Origin of the sequence: Fictibacillus halophilus, assembly GCF_042680145.1 — a bacterium.
GTDB classification, from domain to species: domain Bacteria; phylum Bacillota; class Bacilli; order Bacillales; family Fictibacillaceae; genus Fictibacillus; species Fictibacillus halophilus_A.
Genome location: NZ_JBHTNQ010000001.1, coordinates 2,083,722 through 2,102,471 on the forward strand (window position 1 = coordinate 2,083,722; position 18,750 = coordinate 2,102,471).

General features: G+C 40.9%; 16 protein-coding genes and 2 tRNA genes. All 18 read right to left on the reverse strand.

All coding sequences use genetic code 11. The annotated features are described in order from the left end of the window. Positions 1-151: 151 nt before the first annotated feature. Positions 152-1,102, reverse strand: a complete 951-nt coding sequence (ilvA, locus tag ACFQ4X_RS10775) for a threonine ammonia-lyase (RefSeq protein WP_379835040.1) — start codon at positions 1,100-1,102, stop codon at positions 152-154. 42 nt (positions 1,103-1,144) lie between these two features. Then, complete coding sequence (gene leuD, locus ACFQ4X_RS10780) at positions 1,145-1,738, reverse strand: 3-isopropylmalate dehydratase small subunit (RefSeq protein WP_379835042.1); 594 nt, start codon at positions 1,736-1,738, stop codon at positions 1,145-1,147. Beyond that, positions 1,725-3,161, reverse strand: coding sequence for a 3-isopropylmalate dehydratase large subunit (leuC, locus tag ACFQ4X_RS10785; RefSeq protein ID WP_379835044.1), 1,437 nt, complete (start codon positions 3,159-3,161; stop codon positions 1,725-1,727). The genes leuD and leuC overlap by 14 nt, the downstream gene beginning before the upstream one ends. Before the next feature lie 18 nt (positions 3,162-3,179). Beyond that, the gene (leuB, locus tag ACFQ4X_RS10790; protein ID WP_379835045.1) at positions 3,180-4,274 is read right to left on the reverse strand and encodes a 3-isopropylmalate dehydrogenase; all 1,095 of its coding nucleotides are present in this window, start codon (positions 4,272-4,274) and stop codon (positions 3,180-3,182) included. A gap of 18 nt (positions 4,275-4,292) precedes the next feature. Next, positions 4,293-5,834 (reverse strand): 2-isopropylmalate synthase, encoded by a 1,542-nt coding sequence (locus ACFQ4X_RS10795; RefSeq protein WP_379835047.1) that lies wholly within the window; start codon positions 5,832-5,834, stop codon positions 4,293-4,295. Further along, positions 5,821-6,846 (reverse strand): ketol-acid reductoisomerase, encoded by a 1,026-nt coding sequence (gene ilvC, locus ACFQ4X_RS10800; protein ID WP_379835049.1) that lies wholly within the window; start codon positions 6,844-6,846, stop codon positions 5,821-5,823. Before ilvC ends, ACFQ4X_RS10795 begins: the two co-directional genes overlap by 14 nt. 15 nt (positions 6,847-6,861) lie before the next feature. Next, a complete protein-coding gene (gene ilvN, locus ACFQ4X_RS10805; RefSeq protein ID WP_066291458.1) occupies positions 6,862-7,380 on the reverse strand; it encodes an acetolactate synthase small subunit in 519 nt (172 codons plus the stop codon). Next, positions 7,377-9,095 (reverse strand): acetolactate synthase large subunit, encoded by a 1,719-nt coding sequence (ilvB, locus tag ACFQ4X_RS10810; protein ID WP_379835051.1) that lies wholly within the window; start codon positions 9,093-9,095, stop codon positions 7,377-7,379. The genes ilvN and ilvB overlap by 4 nt, the downstream gene beginning before the upstream one ends. A gap of 541 nt (positions 9,096-9,636) precedes the next feature. Continuing rightward, positions 9,637-11,304: a dihydroxy-acid dehydratase gene (gene ilvD, locus ACFQ4X_RS10815; protein WP_379835052.1), complete on the reverse strand. Its 1,668-nt coding sequence runs from the start codon at positions 11,302-11,304 to the stop codon at positions 9,637-9,639. 24 nt (positions 11,305-11,328) lie between these two features. Then, complete coding sequence (gene ilvE / locus ACFQ4X_RS10820) at positions 11,329-12,231, reverse strand: branched-chain-amino-acid transaminase (protein ID WP_379835054.1); 903 nt, start codon at positions 12,229-12,231, stop codon at positions 11,329-11,331. 314 nt (positions 12,232-12,545) lie between these two features. After that, positions 12,546-12,622 (reverse strand) — tRNA-Arg (locus ACFQ4X_RS10825). Positions 12,623-12,811: 189 nt separating this feature from the next. After that, positions 12,812-12,885 (reverse strand) — tRNA-Gly (locus ACFQ4X_RS10830). 94 nt (positions 12,886-12,979) lie between these two features. Further along, a complete protein-coding gene (locus tag ACFQ4X_RS10835) occupies positions 12,980-13,498 on the reverse strand; it encodes a metallophosphoesterase family protein (protein WP_379835056.1) in 519 nt (172 codons plus the stop codon). Next, on the reverse strand, positions 13,483-14,091 hold the full coding sequence (locus tag ACFQ4X_RS10840) for an XTP/dITP diphosphatase (RefSeq protein ID WP_379835057.1): 609 nt from the start codon (positions 14,089-14,091) through the stop codon (positions 13,483-13,485). Before ACFQ4X_RS10840 ends, ACFQ4X_RS10835 begins: the two co-directional genes overlap by 16 nt. 103 nt (positions 14,092-14,194) lie before the next feature. After that, positions 14,195-15,241: a GerMN domain-containing protein gene (locus ACFQ4X_RS10845; RefSeq protein WP_379835059.1), complete on the reverse strand. Its 1,047-nt coding sequence runs from the start codon at positions 15,239-15,241 to the stop codon at positions 14,195-14,197. 345 nt (positions 15,242-15,586) lie between these two features. Continuing rightward, positions 15,587-16,381: a glutamate racemase gene (gene racE / locus ACFQ4X_RS10850; RefSeq protein WP_379835061.1), complete on the reverse strand. Its 795-nt coding sequence runs from the start codon at positions 16,379-16,381 to the stop codon at positions 15,587-15,589. A gap of 374 nt (positions 16,382-16,755) precedes the next feature. Continuing rightward, a complete protein-coding gene (gene ptsP / locus ACFQ4X_RS10855; RefSeq protein WP_379835063.1) occupies positions 16,756-18,471 on the reverse strand; it encodes a phosphoenolpyruvate--protein phosphotransferase in 1,716 nt (571 codons plus the stop codon). Continuing rightward, a complete protein-coding gene (locus ACFQ4X_RS10860) occupies positions 18,471-18,737 on the reverse strand; it encodes a phosphocarrier protein HPr (protein ID WP_066294869.1) in 267 nt (88 codons plus the stop codon). The genes ptsP and ACFQ4X_RS10860 overlap by 1 nt, the downstream gene beginning before the upstream one ends. Positions 18,738-18,750: the final 13 nt, after the last annotated feature.

Below are 18,750 nucleotides of genomic sequence, written 5' to 3' on the forward strand. Positions count from 1 at the left end.
AATTTCTATTAATCATATATAAATCACTGTTCATCACATAAAATTACTTTTATTGGAAAATAAAGGTCCGCATGAGAAAGACACTCACTATACCTTTTCACAGTAAAAAACTCTTAAAGGAGCAAGTTCTCCTTTAAGAGTTTCCTTAATATCAGCTGATCAGTTTCATGTTAAGTTTGTCAGCCATTCCTTTGTATTGTGACCATTTGTGAGGATCGACATTACCGCCGCTAATAATCACGCCTACTTTTTGATCTTTAGCGAGTTGATTGTTAAAAAGTACAGCTGCAAGGCTCGCCGCTCCTGCTCCTTCAACTACTACTTTTTCACGCTCCAGCATGAACATCATCGCAAATGCAATCTGTTCTTCTGTTACGGTAACCATTTCATCTACATATTTTGAAATCATGGGGACTGTAAGCTCTCCTGGTTTTTTCACCGCAATTCCATCTGCTATCGAAGAGCGAGACAATGTTTTTAGATTCGCACCTGTGAATGCTTGATAGACGGCACTCGCATTTGCAGATTGAACCCCAATGACTCGGACGTCAGGTCTCAGCCTTTTAACCGCTAGACTGATGCCAGCAAGAAGACCTCCTCCTCCAACAGGGACGATGATCGTTTTCAATTCAGGCTTTTGCTGCAGCATTTCAAGCGCTACTGTACTTTGTCCTGCAATAACGTCATAATCGTCAAATGCATGAACAAACTTGGATCCGTTCAATTGTTCTTCCCTTTTAGCAGCTTCAAAGGCAGCTTGATAGTTTTCACCGTGCAATACGATATCTGCTCCATAAGACTTTACAGCTTCTATTTTAGATAGAGGAGCATTTTCCGGCATAAAGATTTTTGACTTAATGCCCCGCTTAGAACATGAAAGAGCCAAGCCTTGCGCATGATTTCCTGCAGAAGCTGCAATTACACCTCGAGCAGCTTCAAAGTCGTTGAGAGTAGAAACTTTATAATAAGCACCTCTTAATTTAAACGACCCTGTTATTTGAAGGTTTTCTAACTTCATATAAACCTTGCCGCCCGTCCACTTGTTTAAAGTAGCAGATTGTTTTAAAGGTGTACGGTGTGCAATTTTCGAGACTTCCTCCATCGCATGAAATAACTTTTCATTCGTGACTGTTAAATCCCCATGTCAATTCACAATCCTTTCAGATTCATATTTTTTTATTTTATCTTCATATTGAAGTGTTACTGAAATTTCGTCCCAGCCATTTAAGAGCATCTTTTTCCAATACGGATCGAATTCGAAATCAAACCGGTCACCGCGTTCATTCACAACTTGCTGGTTCTCCAAACTGACGGTTAAGTGATGGATAACAGCTGCGGAACGATCGGTATATAATTGCTGAATCTCATTTGCCGAAAGCCTTATTGGCAAAATGCCATTTTTTACACAGTTATTAAAAAAAATATCTGCGAAACTCTCTGCAATAATAATATGAAAACCATAATCTTTTAGCGCCCAGGGGGCATGTTCTCGAGATGAACCGCATCCAAAGTTCTTACCTGTAATTAAAATAGAAGAACCTTTTGTTTCTTCTTTATTAAGGTCAAAATCCGGATTTTCTTGTCCTTGTGAATGATATCTCCAATCAAAGAACAAAAATTCTCCATATCCCGCTTTATCGATTTTTTTCAAAAATTGTTTCGGGATAATTTGATCGGTATCCACGTGGTCCCTTTTTAAGAAAGCGGCTTTTCCCGTATGTGTTTTAAATCCCGACATATCGGTCCACCTCCGGATTTTTTGTTTGCAGCATTGTTCGGACATCCGTAAATTTCCCGTTAATTGCAGCTGCGGCGGCCATAATCGGACTAACGAGATGCGTTCTTGCTCCTTTTCCTTGTCTTCCGGCAAAGTTCCGGTTCGAAGTAGATGCACATCTTTCCCCTTCAGGAACAATGTCATCATTCATCCCTAAACACATGGAACAGCCAGAGTCCCGCCATTCAAAACCTGCATTCAGGAAAATCTTATGAATCCCCAGACTTTCTGCTTCCCGTTTTACCGATTGTGACCCCGGTACAACGATAGCCCTCACATCAGGATGAACCTTTTCACCTTCAACCACAGCTGAAGCATCTATTAAATCACTTAATCTGGAGTTCGTGCATGACCCGATAAAAACATGCTGTACCTTTACATCTTCTAACCTTTCATGACCATGAAAACCCATATAAGAGAGCGCGCTCTCTATCGATTGCTTTTCTTCTATTGATAAAGAAGATTCTGCTGCGGGAATCTGCCCGCTTATCGGCAGGCACATAGATGGAGTAGTTCCCCATGTAATCATAGGTTCAATGTCAGAAGCATTAATTTCGATTACATGATCAAATACTGCATCAGTATCTGAAACAAGCTTTTTCCAAGCCTCGCATTTTGCGTTAAACTCACTTTCTTTTGGGGCATAAGGTTTCCCCTTAATATAGCTGAACGTTTTTTCGTCCGGCGCAATAACAGAGGCCTTTGCACCTGCTTCAATTGACATATTACAAAGCGTCATTCTTTCTTCCATCGTAAAATCACGAACCGTACTCCCTGAAAATTCAATGATGTAGCCTGTTCCTGCATTTGTACCATAATTGGCGATAAACCATAAAATTACATCTTTTGCTGTAACTCCATAGCCCAGCTCTCCTTCAATCTTTACGTTCATCTGTTTTGGTTTGTTCTGCCAGAGCGTTTGCGTAGCCAAAACATGTTCTACTTCACTCGTGCCGATTCCAAAGGCAAGTGCTCCAAATGCTCCATGTGTCGAGGTATGGCTGTCGCCGCAAACGATCGTTTTCCCTGGAAGAGTCAGCCCCAGTTCAGGACCGATTACATGAACGATTCCTTGCTGAAGGGAATCAAGTCCCTCCAGTTTAATCTCGAATTCTTCACAGTTTTTTTCGAGCGTCTGAACTTGAAGTCGAGAGGTATCATCTTTAATATTGAACCGGTCTACGGTCGGGATATTATGATCCATAGTGGCGAAACATAGATCTGGTCTTCTTACCTTCCTGTTCTTTTCTCTTAAACCAGCAAACGCCTGTGGAGAAGTGACTTCATGAAGCAAATGCAGATCAATATATAAGAGGTCGGGTTTATTCACTTCTTTTGCTACAACATGACTATCCCATAATTTATCTATTATTGTTTTACCCAATGGCTCTGTCCTCCCTTCTTACACATACACCTCAAGCAGTGTTGCACTTGTTGAATCTTCAATCATCCTGAAATGAATCTGATTAACCATCTCTTTCGTGGAAACAAGATTGCCCGTTCCATCATAAATATCTTGCGTTCGGTAACCTGCTTGCAATGTTTCAAAAACTGCCAGTTCAACAGCAGCAGCTTCTTTTTCGAGCTTGAACGAATGGCGCAGCATCATAGCTGTACTTAAAATCATCCCAATAGGATTCGCTTTCCCGCTTCCAGCAATATCTGGTGCTGAACCATGAATCGGTTCATACAGGCCGGGACCCTTCTGACTAAGAGAAGCAGAAGGCATCATGCCAAGAGATCCTGGAATAACAGATGCTTCATCAGATAAAATGTCACCAAACATGTTTTCAGTTACAACGACATCAAAACTTGTAGGACTGCTGATCATCCTCATTGCAGCATAGTCAACTAGTAAATGCTCTGTTTCAACATCGCTGTATTTCTTTGCTGTTTCTTCAACGATTTCTCTCCACAGCTTACTCGTCTCCAGAACATTCGCTTTATCAACTGAAGTAACTTTTCTTCTTCTCACTCTCGCCAATTCATACGCTTTTTCAATAATTCTTGTAATTTCTTCCCTCGTATAAGAAAGCGTATCAACAGCAAGTTTTTCGTCTCTTGTTTTCGGCTCTGAAAAGTAGATTCCACCCGTTAATTCTCTTACAAATACAAAATCCGCACCTTTAACTCTGTTTGATTTAAGGGGAGATAGATTTTCAAGACCAGGAAAGACTGTAACAGGTCTTAAATTGGCAAACACATTCAATTCTTTTCTTAATGCCAAAAGTCCTTGTTCGGGTCTCACAGTTTGACCGTCCCATTTAGGTCCTCCAACTGCTCCTAGCAGAACAGCATCACTATTTTTACAAGTTTCTAAAGTATCGTCAGGCAGAGGTTTGCCATCTTGGTCAATGGCCGTACCTCCAAACAATTTTTCTGTTGTTTGAAATTCGTGGCCGAATCTTGCAGCAACACCGTCTAATACTTGCAGAGCTCCCTTCATCACTTCAGGACCGATTCCGTCTCCAGGCAAAACTGTTATCTTCTTTTTCATCTAACATCCCTCCCTAAATTAAATGCTCATTCTTTCATAGTTTGTTTTATCTGAATGAAGCTGAAGTTTATTAAATGCATGAACATAAGCTTTAGCAGAAGCTTCAAGAACATCCTGCGCTGTTCCGCTTCCGTTGATTTCATGACCATCACAGACGATCTGCACAAACACTTGAGCAAGTGCATCCCTGCCGGCTCCAACAGATTGAATACGGTAATCCTTCAGCTTCAATGATGATGGAAGCATTTTTCCGAGAGTATTATAAATAGCTTCTACGCTTCCAGAACCTGTTGCAGCATCCTGAATCACCTTTCCATCAGGAGTTAGGAGTCTTAATGTCGCAGTAGGAATCTGGTTAGTTCCATAGTTCACCTGTAAATCTTTTAATTGGTAAAGCGGAACTTCCGGCTGGATTCTATGATCAATTAAAAGTGCGAAAATATCTTCTTCTGTCATTTCTTTTTTCCGGTCAGCAAGTAATTTGAAATCTTCAAACAAAACTTTTATTTTGCTTTCTTCTGGCTGAAAGCCTAATTTGGCTAAATAATCTCTAAATGCATGACGGCCGGAATGCTTGCCAAGCACTAACTGGTTAGAAGGTACTCCGACAAGCTCAGGTGTAATGATTTCATAGGTCGATTTTTCTTTTAGCACGCCATCTTGATGAATACCCGACTCATGAGCAAAAGCATTCTTGCCCACAACAGCTTTATTTGGCGGAACCGCAATACCTGTTAGACGGCTGACTAGCTGACTTGTACGGCTGATCTCCTTTAACACCAGGTTGGTTTTTGCCTGATAAAAGTCTTCTCGGATGGCTAACGCTACTGCAATCTCCTCTAAAGAAGCATTTCCAGCTCTTTCTCCGATCCCATTGATCGTGCATTCGATCTGATTTGCTCCGTTCTCAACAGCTGAAAGTGAATTTGCCACAGCCATTCCAAGATCATCATGACAGTGAGCAGATAAAACAGCTTTTTGTATGTTCGGTACATTGTTTAATAGATAGCGGAATATTTTCCCGTATTCTTCCGGATTCGTGAATCCCACTGTATCAGGGATATTGATAATGCTCGCCCCTGCATCGATAACTTTTTCAACAATTCGTGCAAGGAAAACAAGATCTGACCTGCACGCATCTTCTGCAGACCATTGAACAACCGGGAATTTCTTCTTTGAATATTTAACCGCTTCAACTGCAGCTTCTACTACTTGATCAGGTGTTTTTTTCAATTTGTAAGTCATATGAATCGGGGAGGTTGCGATAAATACATGCAGCCTCGGTTCTGCAGACTCTTTCAGTGCTTCCCATGCATGATCGATATCCGATTGATTCGACCTTGCCAAACCTGTCACAGAGGAATTTTTAATAATAGATGCCACCTTTTTTACTGCATCTAAATCTCCTTTAGAGGCTGCAGGAAAGCCAGCCTCCATAACATCTACACCTAATCTTTCTAGCCTTTTTGCGATCTCTATTTTTTCTTCTGTGTTTAAATTAACACCTGCTGTTTGTTCTCCATCACGCAACGTCGTATCAAAGATTTCAATTGTTCGCACTGACGACAGCCTCCTTCTTTTGTTTTGCTTTAACAAACGGCATCATCGCACGTAATTCCCTCCCTACTTTTTCGATTGGGTGATTTTTTTCCTGATAATTTACTACATGGAATACAGGACGATTCGCTTGATTCTCCAAGATCCAATTCTTTGCAAACTCACCAGATTGAACATCTTTTAATACTTCCTTCATCGATTCTTTTACTCTGCCATCAATAACACGGGGACCTGACTGGAAATCTCCCCATTGAGCTGTGTCAGAGATAGAATGTCTCATTCCTTCTAATCCGCCTTCATACATAAGGTCAACGATGAGCTTTAACTCATGCAGACATTCGAAGTAAGCAACCTCTGGCTGATATCCTGCTTCAGTAAGTGTTTCAAATCCAGCTTTAACAAGTGAAGATAATCCGCCGCAAAGGACAGCCTGTTCTCCAAATAAATCTGTTTCGGTTTCTTCCTGAAAGCTTGTTTCCAGTACACCAGCACGAGCCGAACCGATGCCTTTTGCGTAAGAAAGAGCAATTTCTCTGGCAGTACCTGTAGCATCTTGGTAGACCGCAAACAATGCAGGTACACCTTCACCCGCTTCAAAAGTCCTGCGTACTAGATGACCCGGACCTTTAGGGGCAACCAAGAACACATCCACATCTTCAGGTGGCACAACTTGGTGATAATGAACATTGAATCCATGTGCAAATACAAGAGCATTTCCTGGAGAAAGCTCTGGCAGGATTTCATTTTTATATACCTCAGGCTGTCTTTCATCCGGAAGCAATACCATAACAACGTCGGCTAGACGAGCAGCCTCGCGAACGGGATATACTTCAAATCCGTCTTTAACTGCTTCATCAAAAGATCTTCCTTCTCGGACACCAACTACAACATCATAGCCGCTGTCTTTTAAGTTCAGTGCGTGTGCATGACCTTGTGAACCATAACCAACTACTGCTACCTTCTTATTTTTTAATACATCATTTGATAGTTCGTTTTCGTAATATACTTTAGCCATTTTTAATAGTCTCCTTTACATAATAGAATAGGGGTGAAGCTCCAAAACTTTCTTTTGTGTTCCTCTTGGAATAGCTGTAATGCCAGTTCTTGAAATTTCTTTGATTCCATAAGGACGAAGCAGTTCTATCAGAGCATCTACTTTTTCACTGTCGCCGGTTACTTCCAGCGTTACGTTCTCTAATGAAACGTCGAGAACTGTAGCCCTGAATGGCTCAATCAGCATTTTTATTTCACTTCGTGTATCCGGAGTGGTTAATACTTTAATAAGTGCCAGCTCTCTTGAAACAAGAGCCATATTTGTGAGGTCACGGACTTTTAAAATATTGATCTGCTTATGAAGCTGTTTAACCAGCTGTTCAGCTTTTCTGTCATCCTCTACCCAAACTGTCAAAGTCACTTTTGAAACGGCAGGGTCCTCCGTATGTCCAACTGTAATGTTTTCAATGTTAAATTGCCTTTTTGTAAGCAAACCGGTTAAGCGATTCAGAACACCGCTTTCGTTTAACACTGTTGCAGAAATAATACGTCTCATCCTCTCACTCCAATCATTTCATGAAGTCCTTTTCCTGGAGCAATCATCGGATATACATTTTCATCAGCCGATACTGCGCAATCTAATACGAAAGGTTTTTTTGAAGAAAGTGCAGTCTCTAATGCCTCCCTTACTTCAGCTTCGTTTTCAGCACGCCTGCCTTCAATCCCATATGCTGCTGCCAATTTTACAAAATCAGGCTGAATATCAAGGAGAGAATGCGAGTATCTTTTTTCGTAAAAAATCTCCTGCCATTGACGGACCATACCAAGTGATTTGTTGTTAACAATCACTACGATTACCGGAAGTTCCCAATCCTGCAGAACACCCAGTTCCTGCAAGGTCATCTGGAATCCTCCGTCTCCTACAACAGCCACTACCGGAAGATCTGGTCTTCCTACTTTTGCTCCTATTGCTGCCGGAAAGCCAAAGCCCATCGTTCCTAACCCTCCAGATGTAATCCATCTGTTTGAAGTTGAAAACGTATAATATTGTGCTGCCCACATTTGATGCTGTCCAACATCTGTCGAAACGATTGCAGCACCTTTTGTAACTTCGTGTAAAATTTCCATTAATTTTTGCGGTTTTAATTCTTTTTCATTGGATTTATACGTGAGTGGAAGCTCGCTTCGGTATTTTGAAAGCTGTATCACCCATTCATTCGAATTGCCTTTTTCACCGCATGTCTGGTTTAAAGCCGACAAGGTTTCTTTGGCACACCCTACAATAGGTATCTCTGTCGCTACATTTTTCCCGATTTCCGCGGGATCAATATCAATATGCGCAACGACCGCTTTTTTAGCAAAATGCTCTAGATTTCCGGTTAACCGGTCATCAAATCTAGCACCAACACCTATTAAAAGATCGCAATCATAGAGCGCCATATTTGCTGCATATGTGCCATGCATACCTGCCATTCCGTAGCATAAAGGATGATCTGCCGGGAAACCTCCAAGTCCTAGCAGTGTTTGAACAACAGGAATCTGATAATATTCCGCAAAGGCTAAAAGCTCTTCCTCGGCATTAGCAGCAAGTACACCTGCTCCTGTAAGGAGAACAGGCATCTTTGCCATTTGCAAAGCTTCGTTCAGCCTTTTTACTTGGAGGATGTTTGGTTTCAAAGTCGGCTGATAACCGGGCAGATGGATGTCTGAAACCTCTTTTAAAGGCGCATTATTTACTGCGATGTCTTTTGGTATATCGATTAACACTGGTCCTTTTCTGCCAGTGTTCGCAATATGAAAAGCTTCTTTCATGATTCGAGGAAGATCCTCCGCCTTTTGCACTTGATAATTGTGCTTTGTGATCGGCATCGTAATCCCTACAATATCCGCTTCTTGAAAAGCATCAGTTCCAATTACTTTTGTAGCCACTTGCCCGGTAAAAATAACAAGAGGGATGGAATCAATCATGGCATCAGCAATGCCGGTTACAAGGTTGGTAGCACCTGGACCTGAAGTCGCAAGCACAACACCTGGGTTTCCGGTCACTCTCGCATAGCCTTGAGCCGCGTGAATCGCACCTTGTTCGTGCCTTGTTAGTACATGCTTCATTTCTGCTTTGTAAAGAGCATCATATATCGGAAGCACCGCACCTCCTGGATACCCAAAAACAACCTCTACGTTTTCATTCTGCAGTCCTTGAATAAATAGTTCAGCGCCAGAGACTAATGAAGATTCAACCGTTTTTTGTTCAGCCACCCAACTGGCCTTCATTTTCATTCCTCCTTCATCTTTTGAACCCATTTATTTTAATAGACTCTTTTCTAAAGACATCATTGACAAGTTGATTGGAGCAGAAGGTGCGAGACTCCTGCGGGATCAGCGGGACAGGTGAAACTCCTAACTGTGCATTGCACAGAGGAGGCTCACCGCACGCCCCGCGGAAAGCGAGCACCTGGAGCGGAAATCAACAGCTTCTAATAGCAACAGTCTTTAAGAAAACAGCCAATAAAAAAACTTCCCCACCCCAAATGGACAGGGAAATCCTATCCAAAGGGGTGAAAAAGTTTCATTTTCACGGTACCACCCTTTTTCACGGTATCTTCGTATAAAGACACCGCCTCGTGACGAACAAGCCGTCATTTGATAACAAGCGGTTTAAAAATGGAAATAACCGCTTGGCCCTTCCTACTCATGTTTCATTCAAAAGGACACTCAGGAGGGATGTCCTGGTATTAGGAATAACCGGCTCACAGCAACCCGGCTCTCTGTGTATTCCACATCTACCATTGTTCTCCGTCATCGTTTTAAGGTTTTAAATTTTTAGGATTCCGCCAGTATTGGCTGAAGTAACTAAAGCAGCGTAACGAGCTAAGTAGCCTTTTTTAATCTTAGGCTCCGGTTTAACCCAGTTTCGTTTCCTTTCTTTCAACTCATCTTCTGTCTGCATTACATGAATCGATCTATTTACTAAATCAATTAATATCGGATCTCCACTTTCGATAAATGCAATTGGACCTCCCTGAGCAGCTTCCGGTGAGATGTGACCGATAGAAATTCCTCTGGATGCCCCTGAAAAGCGACCATCTGTTATTAGAGCAACTTTTGTGCTTAATCCCATTCCTGCAATAGCAGATGTCGGAGTAAGCATCTCAGGCATTCCCGGTCCACCTTTAGGTCCTTCATAGCGAATAACTACAACATGGCCTTCTCGAACTTCACCATTGTTGATTCCTTGGATCGCTTCGTCCTGAGATTCATACACGATCGCTTCTCCCTGAAACGTCTTGATTGAAGGGTCAACCGCTCCCACTTTGATAACACAGCCATCTGGTGCTATGTTTCCATAAAGGATAGATAACCCGCCAACTGGTGAATAAGCATTATCCTTTCGGCGAATGACATCATCATCTAAAATCTCAGCGTTACGGACCCTCTCTTGAAGAGTTTCACCGGAAATCGTAATACGGTCGTTATGAATTGCATCTTCCATTTTGCAAAGTTCATTGATGATCGCACTTACGCCTCCAGCCCGGTGAACGTCCTGCATGGAATAATCCGAAGCAGGAGAGATCTTAGACAAGTATGGAATCCTTTCTGCAATTTCATTGATCCGTGTCAGATCGTAATCAATTTCAGCTTCATTCGCTATCGCCAGCATATGGAGAACTGTGTTAGTCGAGCCTCCCATTGCCATGTCGAGTGCAAAAGCATCATCGATCGCTTCTTTCGTAATAATATCTCTAGGGCGGACATTCTCTTTTACTAGATTCATGAGAGAATTTGCCGCATCGCGGATTAGCTCTCTCCGCTCATCTGATGTTGCAACGATTGTCCCGTTACCCGGCAAAGTAATTCCCAGCATTTCCATAATTGAATTCATACTGTTAGCTGTAAACATTCCTGAACAAGATCCGCATGTTGGACAAGCACTTGTTTCAAGCTCCAGCAGCTCTTCTCGGGTCATTTTTCCGGCAAAATGAGAGCCAACACCTTCAAAAACCGAGGCAAGTGAAAGTGATTTTCCTGCCATCGATTTTCCGGCTTCCATCGGTCCACCTGAAACAAATACGGCAGGAACATTTGTCCTTACAGCCGCCATCAGCATACCTGGTGTGATCTTGTCGCAGTTCGGAATATAAAAGACGCCATCAAACCAATGAGCGTTGATTACTGTTTCTGCTGCATCTGCAATGACTTCTCGGCTTGGTAGCGAGTAGCGCATTCCGATATGTCCCATCGCGATGCCATCATCGACACCAATCGTATTAAATTCAAATGGTATACCGCCTGCTTCCCTTATGGCTTCTTTAACCCATTGACCCACTTTATTTAAATGCATGTGCCCCGGAATAATATCAACATAGGAATTACAAACACCGATAAATGGTTTATCCATATCTTCTGGTGCAACACCCGCTGCGTGGAGAAGACTTCTGTGCGGGGCTCTATCGATTCCTTGTTTGATCATATTACTGCGCATGTTTGAAACACTCCTATACAACTTTTATCCTGCTTGCACGGTCTGTCCTGAATAAACTTTCACACCTTCTTCTACAACTTTTTTCCTGAAGGCTTCTAATAATTTATTTGTATGTTCACCAGGTGCTCCGTTTCCGATCACCCTTCCATCAACTTTTACAACCGCAATTACTTCTGCAGCGGTTCCGGTAAGGAAGACTTCATCTGCTACGTACACATCATGTCTCGTGAACGGTTCTTCCACCATTTTGTATCCAAGTTCATTAGCGATTTCAACAATTGCGTTTCTCGTAATTCCTTCTAATGCTCCTAGATAGCCAGGTGGAGTTTTGATCGTGTTTCCTTTAACGATGAATACATTATCTGCAGAACCCTCTGCTACATATCCTTGATCATTAAGCATCAGCGCTTCACTAACACCTGCCAGGCTCGCTTCAATTTTTACTAAAATATTATTTAAGTAATTCAATGATTTCACTTTTGGACTTAATACATCAGGTCTGTTTCTTCTGCTAGCAACAGTGATGATTTCAAGACCTGTTTCATAAAGTTTTTTAGGAAAGAGAGCAAGCTGCTCTGTAATTACAATGACTCCAGGTTTTCCGCATGTAAACGGATCTAAACCCAAATTGCCTTTACCTCGTGAAACAACTAATCGGATATAAGCATCACGATATTGGTTTTTCTGGAGCGTTTCTACAATGATGTTTGTTAACTCTTCTTTCGTGTGTGGAATGTTTAGCATAATGGATTGAGCTGATTCGTATAAGCGCTGAAGATGTTCATCTAACCGATAAACGTTGCCATTATAGACTCGAATGCCTTCGAACACCCCATCTCCATATAAAAAACCATGATCATAAACTGAAACCTTAGCATCGTCTTTTAATACGTACTCACCATTTACATAAACCCATTGCTCCTGCATCGTGATCCTCCTTTTCTTCGGGAATTGAATTATTAGAATTTTTTAAAAACAATTAATAATTGTTGACAATATTACGCCCATATCAATGCAGGGTCAACCATGAATTTCATTAAAATTATTTAATTCTGACTTTTCTGATATTTTGTAGGCGCTTTCATTCCCATGGTTGAGGCAAACAAATAGTTTACAGCCATATTTGTAAACATTTATAAAGCGCTTACAATAAAAAGGAAGGAAACACAAAAAAAACACGCTCCACATCCTTTAATAGAGGACATGAAACGTGTTTGATTATGTAAGAAAAAATAGTTATATGGCGTCCCAGGAGAGATTCGAACTCCCGACCGTACGCTTAGAAGGCGTATGCTCTATCCGGCTGAGCTACTGGGACATATGTATTGGAGCCCCTTTCGCATAGCAATGCGCTTTCCGCAATTACCATGCGCTGCGGGCACACAGTGATTTGTTCCACCTGTCGACCGTGGATACAAATATGTTTTTTATAACATGCATTTTAAATGTAAGATCTGTAAACTTCAGATGTAACTCTTTTGTGCCATTTGAACGTGAGAAAAACAAATGGAGCGGGTGATGAGAATCGAACTCACGACCAGAGCTTGGAAGGCTCTTGTTTTACCACTAAACTACACCCGCAGACATATTAGATCTTGTCGCGACGACATAACTTAATATACATGATATCCACAAAAGAGTCAACCTATTTCTTTAAAATTTTCGCGATTTCTCTTTAATTCCCTTTAAACTCTTTTGATAGATGGTCTATTTTCTTTCCTTGCAGTGAATAAAAAATTACTGAGATATCTAAATCATTAACTTCTAGTATAGCATACGTTTTTTCAAAAGTTCCTCTAGGCAGTCTTATGCTTCCAGGGTTAATAAAGATCATGCCTTCTCGCTGGTAAGCCTCAGCAATATGTGAATGACCGAAACAAGCAATAACTGCACCTGTTTCTTCTGCTCTGTATGCAAGAGACATATGAGACATCTTTACATCATACAAATGTCCATGAGTAATATACAAACACTTATTTCCAAGCATCTCAATTGCTTCATTGGGAAAATCCTTGCCAATAAAATCCATATTTCCCCTTACAGCAACAAATCCAGACAGCTCTTTTGCATTTGTTTCAAGTTCAGAATCTCCACAATGAATCATTAAATCAATTTCATTCTCATGACGCTTTTTTATCGTAATTAATTCTTCTTTTAATCCATGACTGTCACTAACAATCAAGGCTTTTGCCATAGCATGTCCTCCTTGCTGATAAAATCTTTTAATTTTTGCAATGCGACAGCTCTGTGGCTGAATTTATTCTTTTCTTCTTTTGACAATTCTGCCATGGAACATTCTAATTGGGGAAGATAGAAGATCGGGTCATATCCAAATCCTTCATTACCTCTTCTTTCTGACAATATTTCACCTTCGCATGTACCTCTTACGACAAATGTTTTTTTGTCGGGTCTTGCAAAAGCTAATGCACAAACAAAGCGCGCTGTCCGATTAAGTTCAGCTACATCCTTAAGTTCGTTTATAACTTTATCCATGTTAGCCTCATCACTTTTCTCGCTTCCCGCATATCTTGCAGAATAAACTCCCGGTCTTCCTTCAAGTACATCTACCTCAAGACCTGAATCATCAGCGATAACTGGAATTTTCATCATGGAACAAATGGCTTCTGCCTTTATAATCGCATTTTCTTCAAAAGTTACCCCTGTTTCTTCAACATCCGGACTATTTTTTATGTCAAGCAGCGATATGACTTCTATTCCTAAATCTTTGAACATGGCTTGAAACTCTTTAACTTTACCTATGTTTTTTGTAGCAATTAAAATTTTCATATATAGTCCTCCGCTATCTTCGTAAATAAAGAAACTTTGCTAAAGCAAGCGCAAAAAAGAGACGATTTTCTCGTCTCTTTACTTTATCACATCGATTGCTGATTTAAAATTCACCTGTATTAACTTCTTTTGGACGGGAAACCGGGGCTGTAAGCTCTTTTCCCTTCTCAGTAAAGATCTTAGACTTTCCATCTACTTTTATAGCGACCTTTTTAACCTCTGAAAGCTCAGTTAAAGAAAGAACAATTGAATTTAATACTTCATCCGCAATCATACTTTCTTCTTTGTTATCCAATACAGCACCATTGAAATTGAGTGTAACCACTCCATCTTTTACAACAGGAGTACTCAATAGTTTTACATCTGTTCTAAAATCAGTCAGAAGATTGCTTTCAGCTGAAGGGCCATCTATTAAATGTTCAATTGTTGCTGTGACCTTGTCAGTTCCTTCTTTAGCTACACGCCGTGTTACAGGCACATAGTACGTTTGATCTTGTGTTTGGGCTAAAAAGTAAAGTGTTACAAGTTCACTGTTTGTTATATCTGCTACGCTGCCGTTCTCGAGGTTAATTCCATCTACTCGGCTGACACCTTCTCCAACAGGTGTATTATTTACTGGCATTGAGTTTTGGTTCTTGCCTTCGATCTGTATCTTTACTTTTTTAATATTATCAAACTGTGTAAGTGTAAATGTTATGGCTTGAAGAATCTTCATTTCATCTTTTGCATTATACTCCGTAAATTCTTTTGAAAAATTTGCAGTCGCTGTACCCTTTTTTATATTTACCGATAGAACTTCCGTATCTGCTGGCAATACAGCTTGAAAGCCATTCGGAATCATATTGCTTACCGGGCCATCTTTTACAAGATATTGCAGAACCTGCTTGGCCGTTTCATCATTTTTCGGCAAAGCAAGTACTTGAGGTACAACCATACCGTTGCTGTCGAATAAAAACAGCTGTCTTTTTTGAGTGCTCTCGGTCTTGGCTGTTTTTTCTTTTTTATCAAGCGACTTTCCTTCCTTCACGTAATTCACTTTTGGGGGATCAAGCTCAGTTCCTGCTTTCTCTCCCCCTATTCCGCAACCTGATACCAGTAATGACACTGATAAAAAAAGCAGCGGAGCCCCTGACTTCATTATTTTGCGCATACTTTCCCTCCTCAAGTGGTTTGTACTATTATGTATACGAGCTATCTTCATCTGATAGACCACTTGTACAAAAATAAAAAGAGCAGCGTCACAAAAATGTGAGTCTGCTCTTTTTATTAGGCTCGTTTCTAAATGATTGTTGCTTTTGAGTATTTTTGTTATCTCTCTTCATTGAAAGTTGATTGGAGCGGAAGGTGCGAGACTCCTGCGGGAGCAGCGGGACAGGTGAGACCCCGGCAGGCTGATTAGCCTAGGGGGCTCACCGCACGCCCCGCGGAAAGCGAGCATCCTGGAGCGGAAATCAACCACTTACAAGAGCAACAAAGATCACCGAAATGGTCCTTTTTAAAGCTTGATACATTCTACCTTATCTATTTTTGTATTAAGCCAATGATTGGCTATTTTTAAAAACTGGCTGCTTTCTGCAGTCGCCAAAAATCGGTGCACCGGTTTCTTTTCTCCAGTGTTCAATAATCCGCTATGATCAAGAATAACAGAAACCTCCCGTGCAGTTTCTGCACCTGAACATAAGATTTTGATATGTTCACCCATTACGCGCTGAATTACCGGCCGTAACAAAGGGTAATGTGTACAGCCTAAAATCAGCGTGTCTATTGAAACATCCTTGAGAGGATATAATGTTTCTGAAACAGCATTCAATGTTTCTTCTCCGGAAAGCTTCCCTTGTTCAACAAGAGGAACGAACAATGGACAAGCCAGGCTCTCCACGATTACATCACTGCGGATCTGCTGAAGAGCCTGCTTATACGCTCCGCTATTTATTGTTCCTATCGTACCAATCACACCTACATGGTTATTTTTAGTTGCTTTTAAGGCAGAACGTGCCCCAGGGTGTATAACCCCTATTACAGGTATATCGAGTTTCTTTTTCGCTTCATCTAATACAGCAGCCGTAGCGGTATTACATGCGATAACAAGTAATTTAATATCCTGCTCTATAAGAAAGTCAATCATTTCCCATGTATATGTTGTTACCTCTTCAAAAGGTCTAGGTCCATATGGACACCGCTTTGTATCACCTAAATAAATGATTTCTTCTTTTGGGAGCTGTTTCATCAGCTCTCTGACAACGGTTAACCCGCCCACTCCAGAATCTATTACGCCTATAGGTCTATTCAAAACATACATCGCCTCATCTCTATACACAATACTGAAAACAAAAGGCGTTTATCATTGTTTTCTATTCTGCTAATATTTTTATGAAAATGCAATAAAAATCGTTCGAATGTACGTAAAAGGACTATGGAAACATCCCATAGTCCTTTTTTATTTTAAAATTAACTAGAATACATACTCTTATTTAAAGGTTTTTCTAAAAGATTGTTGCTAATGATCATTTTTTTTCTCTTCTTTGACAAGTTGATTGGAGTGCAAGGTGTGAGACTCCTAATGGTGCATAGCGCCAAGGAGGCTCTCCGCACGTCCCGCGGAAAGCGAGCATCCTGTAACGGAAATCAACTACTTTCAAAAACAACAAAGTTTACGGAAACAGCCTATTTAAAATTCTGCTCTACAAATTCTACAACATCTTTCATTGTATCCATTTGGAGAATTTCATCGATGTGCGCACTGATTTTTTCTTTTGAAAGGCCTCTTATCTGGCTTCTTGCGGGCAGAACTGAAGTGGCACTCATAGAGAATTCATCCAAGCCTAATCCTAAAAGAATAGGAATAGCAATGGGATCTCCTGCCATTTCACCGCACATGCCAGTCCATTTACCTTCTTTATGAGAAGCATCGATAACCATTTTTACAAGTCTTAAAATCGCCGGACTGTATGGCTGGTATAAATATGATACTTGCTCATTCATTCGGTCCGCAGCCATCGTATACTGAATCAGGTCATTTGTTCCGATACTGAAGAAATCTACTTCCTTCGCAAACGTATCTGCCATTACAGCGGTTGATGGAATTTCAACCATGATACCTACTTCGATGTTCTCTGAAACTTCTGTACCTTCTTTAACAAGTTTTTCTTTTTCTTCGATAAGAATGCTTTTTGCAGTACGGAATTCGTCAAGAGTCGCGATCATCGGGAACATAATCTTCAAGTTGCCAAATGTGCTGGCACGAAGCAGTGCTCTCAGCTGTGTACGGAAGATATCTTGTTCTTCCAGACAAAGACGGATCGCACGGAACCCTAAGAACGGATTCATTTCTTTAGGAAGATTTAAGTATGGAAGTTCTTTGTCGCCGCCAATGTCCAATGTACGGATGACAACAGGCTTTCCTTCCATTTTTTCTAGAACTTCTTTATATGCCTTATATTGCTCTTCTTCAGTCGGAAGCTGATCACGGCCCATGTACAAGAATTCTGTACGATATAACCCAACGCCTTCAGCCCCATTTTCCAGAACTCCTTTTACATCTGCAGGAGTACCAATATTCGCAGCAAGTTCTACTTGAACGTTATCAGATGAAAGGGTTTTTTCGTTTACAAGCTTCGCCCACTCTTCCTTTTGCTGCTGATATTGCTTCTGTTTCTCTTGATAGGTTGCGATTTCATCTTGTGTTGGATCAACAATAACCTGTCCATCTAAACCGTCGATGATAATCATAACACCATTCTCCACTTTTTCTGTAATGGTCTTGGTTCCTACAACTGCAGGAATTTCCATTGAACGGGACATGATCGCTGAGTGTGAAGTTCTTCCGCCGATATCAGTTGCAAAACCTTTTACATATTTACGGTTCAACTGTGCTGTATCTGATGGCGTTAAGTCTTCTGCGAGAATAACAACTTCCTCAGAAATACTCGCTGGTGTTGCAAATTGAACATCTAATAGATGAGCTAATACACGCTTAGATACATCACGAATATCTGCAGCACGCTCTTTCATATATTCGTTGTCCATTTGTTCAAACATGTTGATAAACATGGAAGAAACATCATTCATAGCTGATTCAGCGTTTACTTTTTCGTTTTCGATCTTTTGTTTTACAGCATCAACCAGTTCAGGATCACTAAGGACAAGAAGATGGGCAGCAAAAATCGCTGCCTTATCTTCGCCCAGTTCTTCATTTGCTTTATCTTTAATAACAGTCAACTCTTCCTTGGATTTTTCAAGAGCTGACTGGAATCGCTCGATTTCCTGAGATGAATCTTCAATTATTTTTTTTTCAATCGTTAATTCTGGATTTTGAAGTACAAACGCTTTAGCAATTGCAATGCCGGCTGATGCTGCAATACCTGAAATTTTTTCAGACATTACTCACCAAGCCCTTCCTTTTTCATTACATCTTCTAGTGCAGCAATTGCTTCGTCTGCATCTGAACCTTCAGCTTTGATCGTAATCTCAGCTCCTGATTGAATACCTAAGCTCATAACACCCATGATGGACTTTAAGTTAACACTCTTTCCGTTATAATCAAGAGTAATATCAGAGCTGAATTGACCTGCTTGGTTTACTAATGTTGTTGCTGGACGAGCGTGGATTCCTGATTCACTAGTTACTTTAAATGTTTTTTCTGCCATTTTAATTACCCCT

Coding starts and splice junctions, on each gene's coding strand:
- ilvA (WP_379835040.1), bottom strand. CDS start 1,102: ATGGAGGAAGTCTCGAAAATTGCACACCGTACACCTTTAAAACAATCT.
- leuD (WP_379835042.1), bottom strand. CDS start 1,738: ATGTCGGGATTTAAAACACATACGGGAAAAGCCGCTTTCTTAAAAAGG.
- leuB (WP_379835045.1), bottom strand. CDS start 4,274: ATGAAAAAGAAGATAACAGTTTTGCCTGGAGACGGAATCGGTCCTGAA.
- ilvC (WP_379835049.1), bottom strand. CDS start 6,846: ATGGCTAAAGTATATTACGAAAACGAACTATCAAATGATGTATTAAAA.
- ilvN (WP_066291458.1), bottom strand. CDS start 7,380: ATGAGACGTATTATTTCTGCAACAGTGTTAAACGAAAGCGGTGTTCTG.
- ilvB (WP_379835051.1), bottom strand. CDS start 9,095: ATGAAGGCCAGTTGGGTGGCTGAACAAAAAACGGTTGAATCTTCATTA.
- ilvD (WP_379835052.1), bottom strand. CDS start 11,304: ATGCGCAGTAATATGATCAAACAAGGAATCGATAGAGCCCCGCACAGA.
- ilvE (WP_379835054.1), bottom strand. CDS start 12,231: ATGCAGGAGCAATGGGTTTATGTAAATGGTGAGTACGTATTAAAAGAC.
- ACFQ4X_RS10835 (WP_379835056.1), bottom strand. CDS start 13,498: ATGGCAAAAGCCTTGATTGTTAGTGACAGTCATGGATTAAAAGAAGAA.
- ACFQ4X_RS10840 (WP_379835057.1), bottom strand. CDS start 14,091: ATGAAAATTTTAATTGCTACAAAAAACATAGGTAAAGTTAAAGAGTTT.
- ACFQ4X_RS10845 (WP_379835059.1), bottom strand. CDS start 15,241: ATGCGCAAAATAATGAAGTCAGGGGCTCCGCTGCTTTTTTTATCAGTG.
- ptsP (WP_379835063.1), bottom strand. CDS start 18,471: ATGTCTGAAAAAATTTCAGGTATTGCAGCATCAGCCGGCATTGCAATT.
- ACFQ4X_RS10860 (WP_066294869.1), bottom strand. CDS start 18,737: ATGGCAGAAAAAACATTTAAAGTAACTAGTGAATCAGGAATCCACGCT.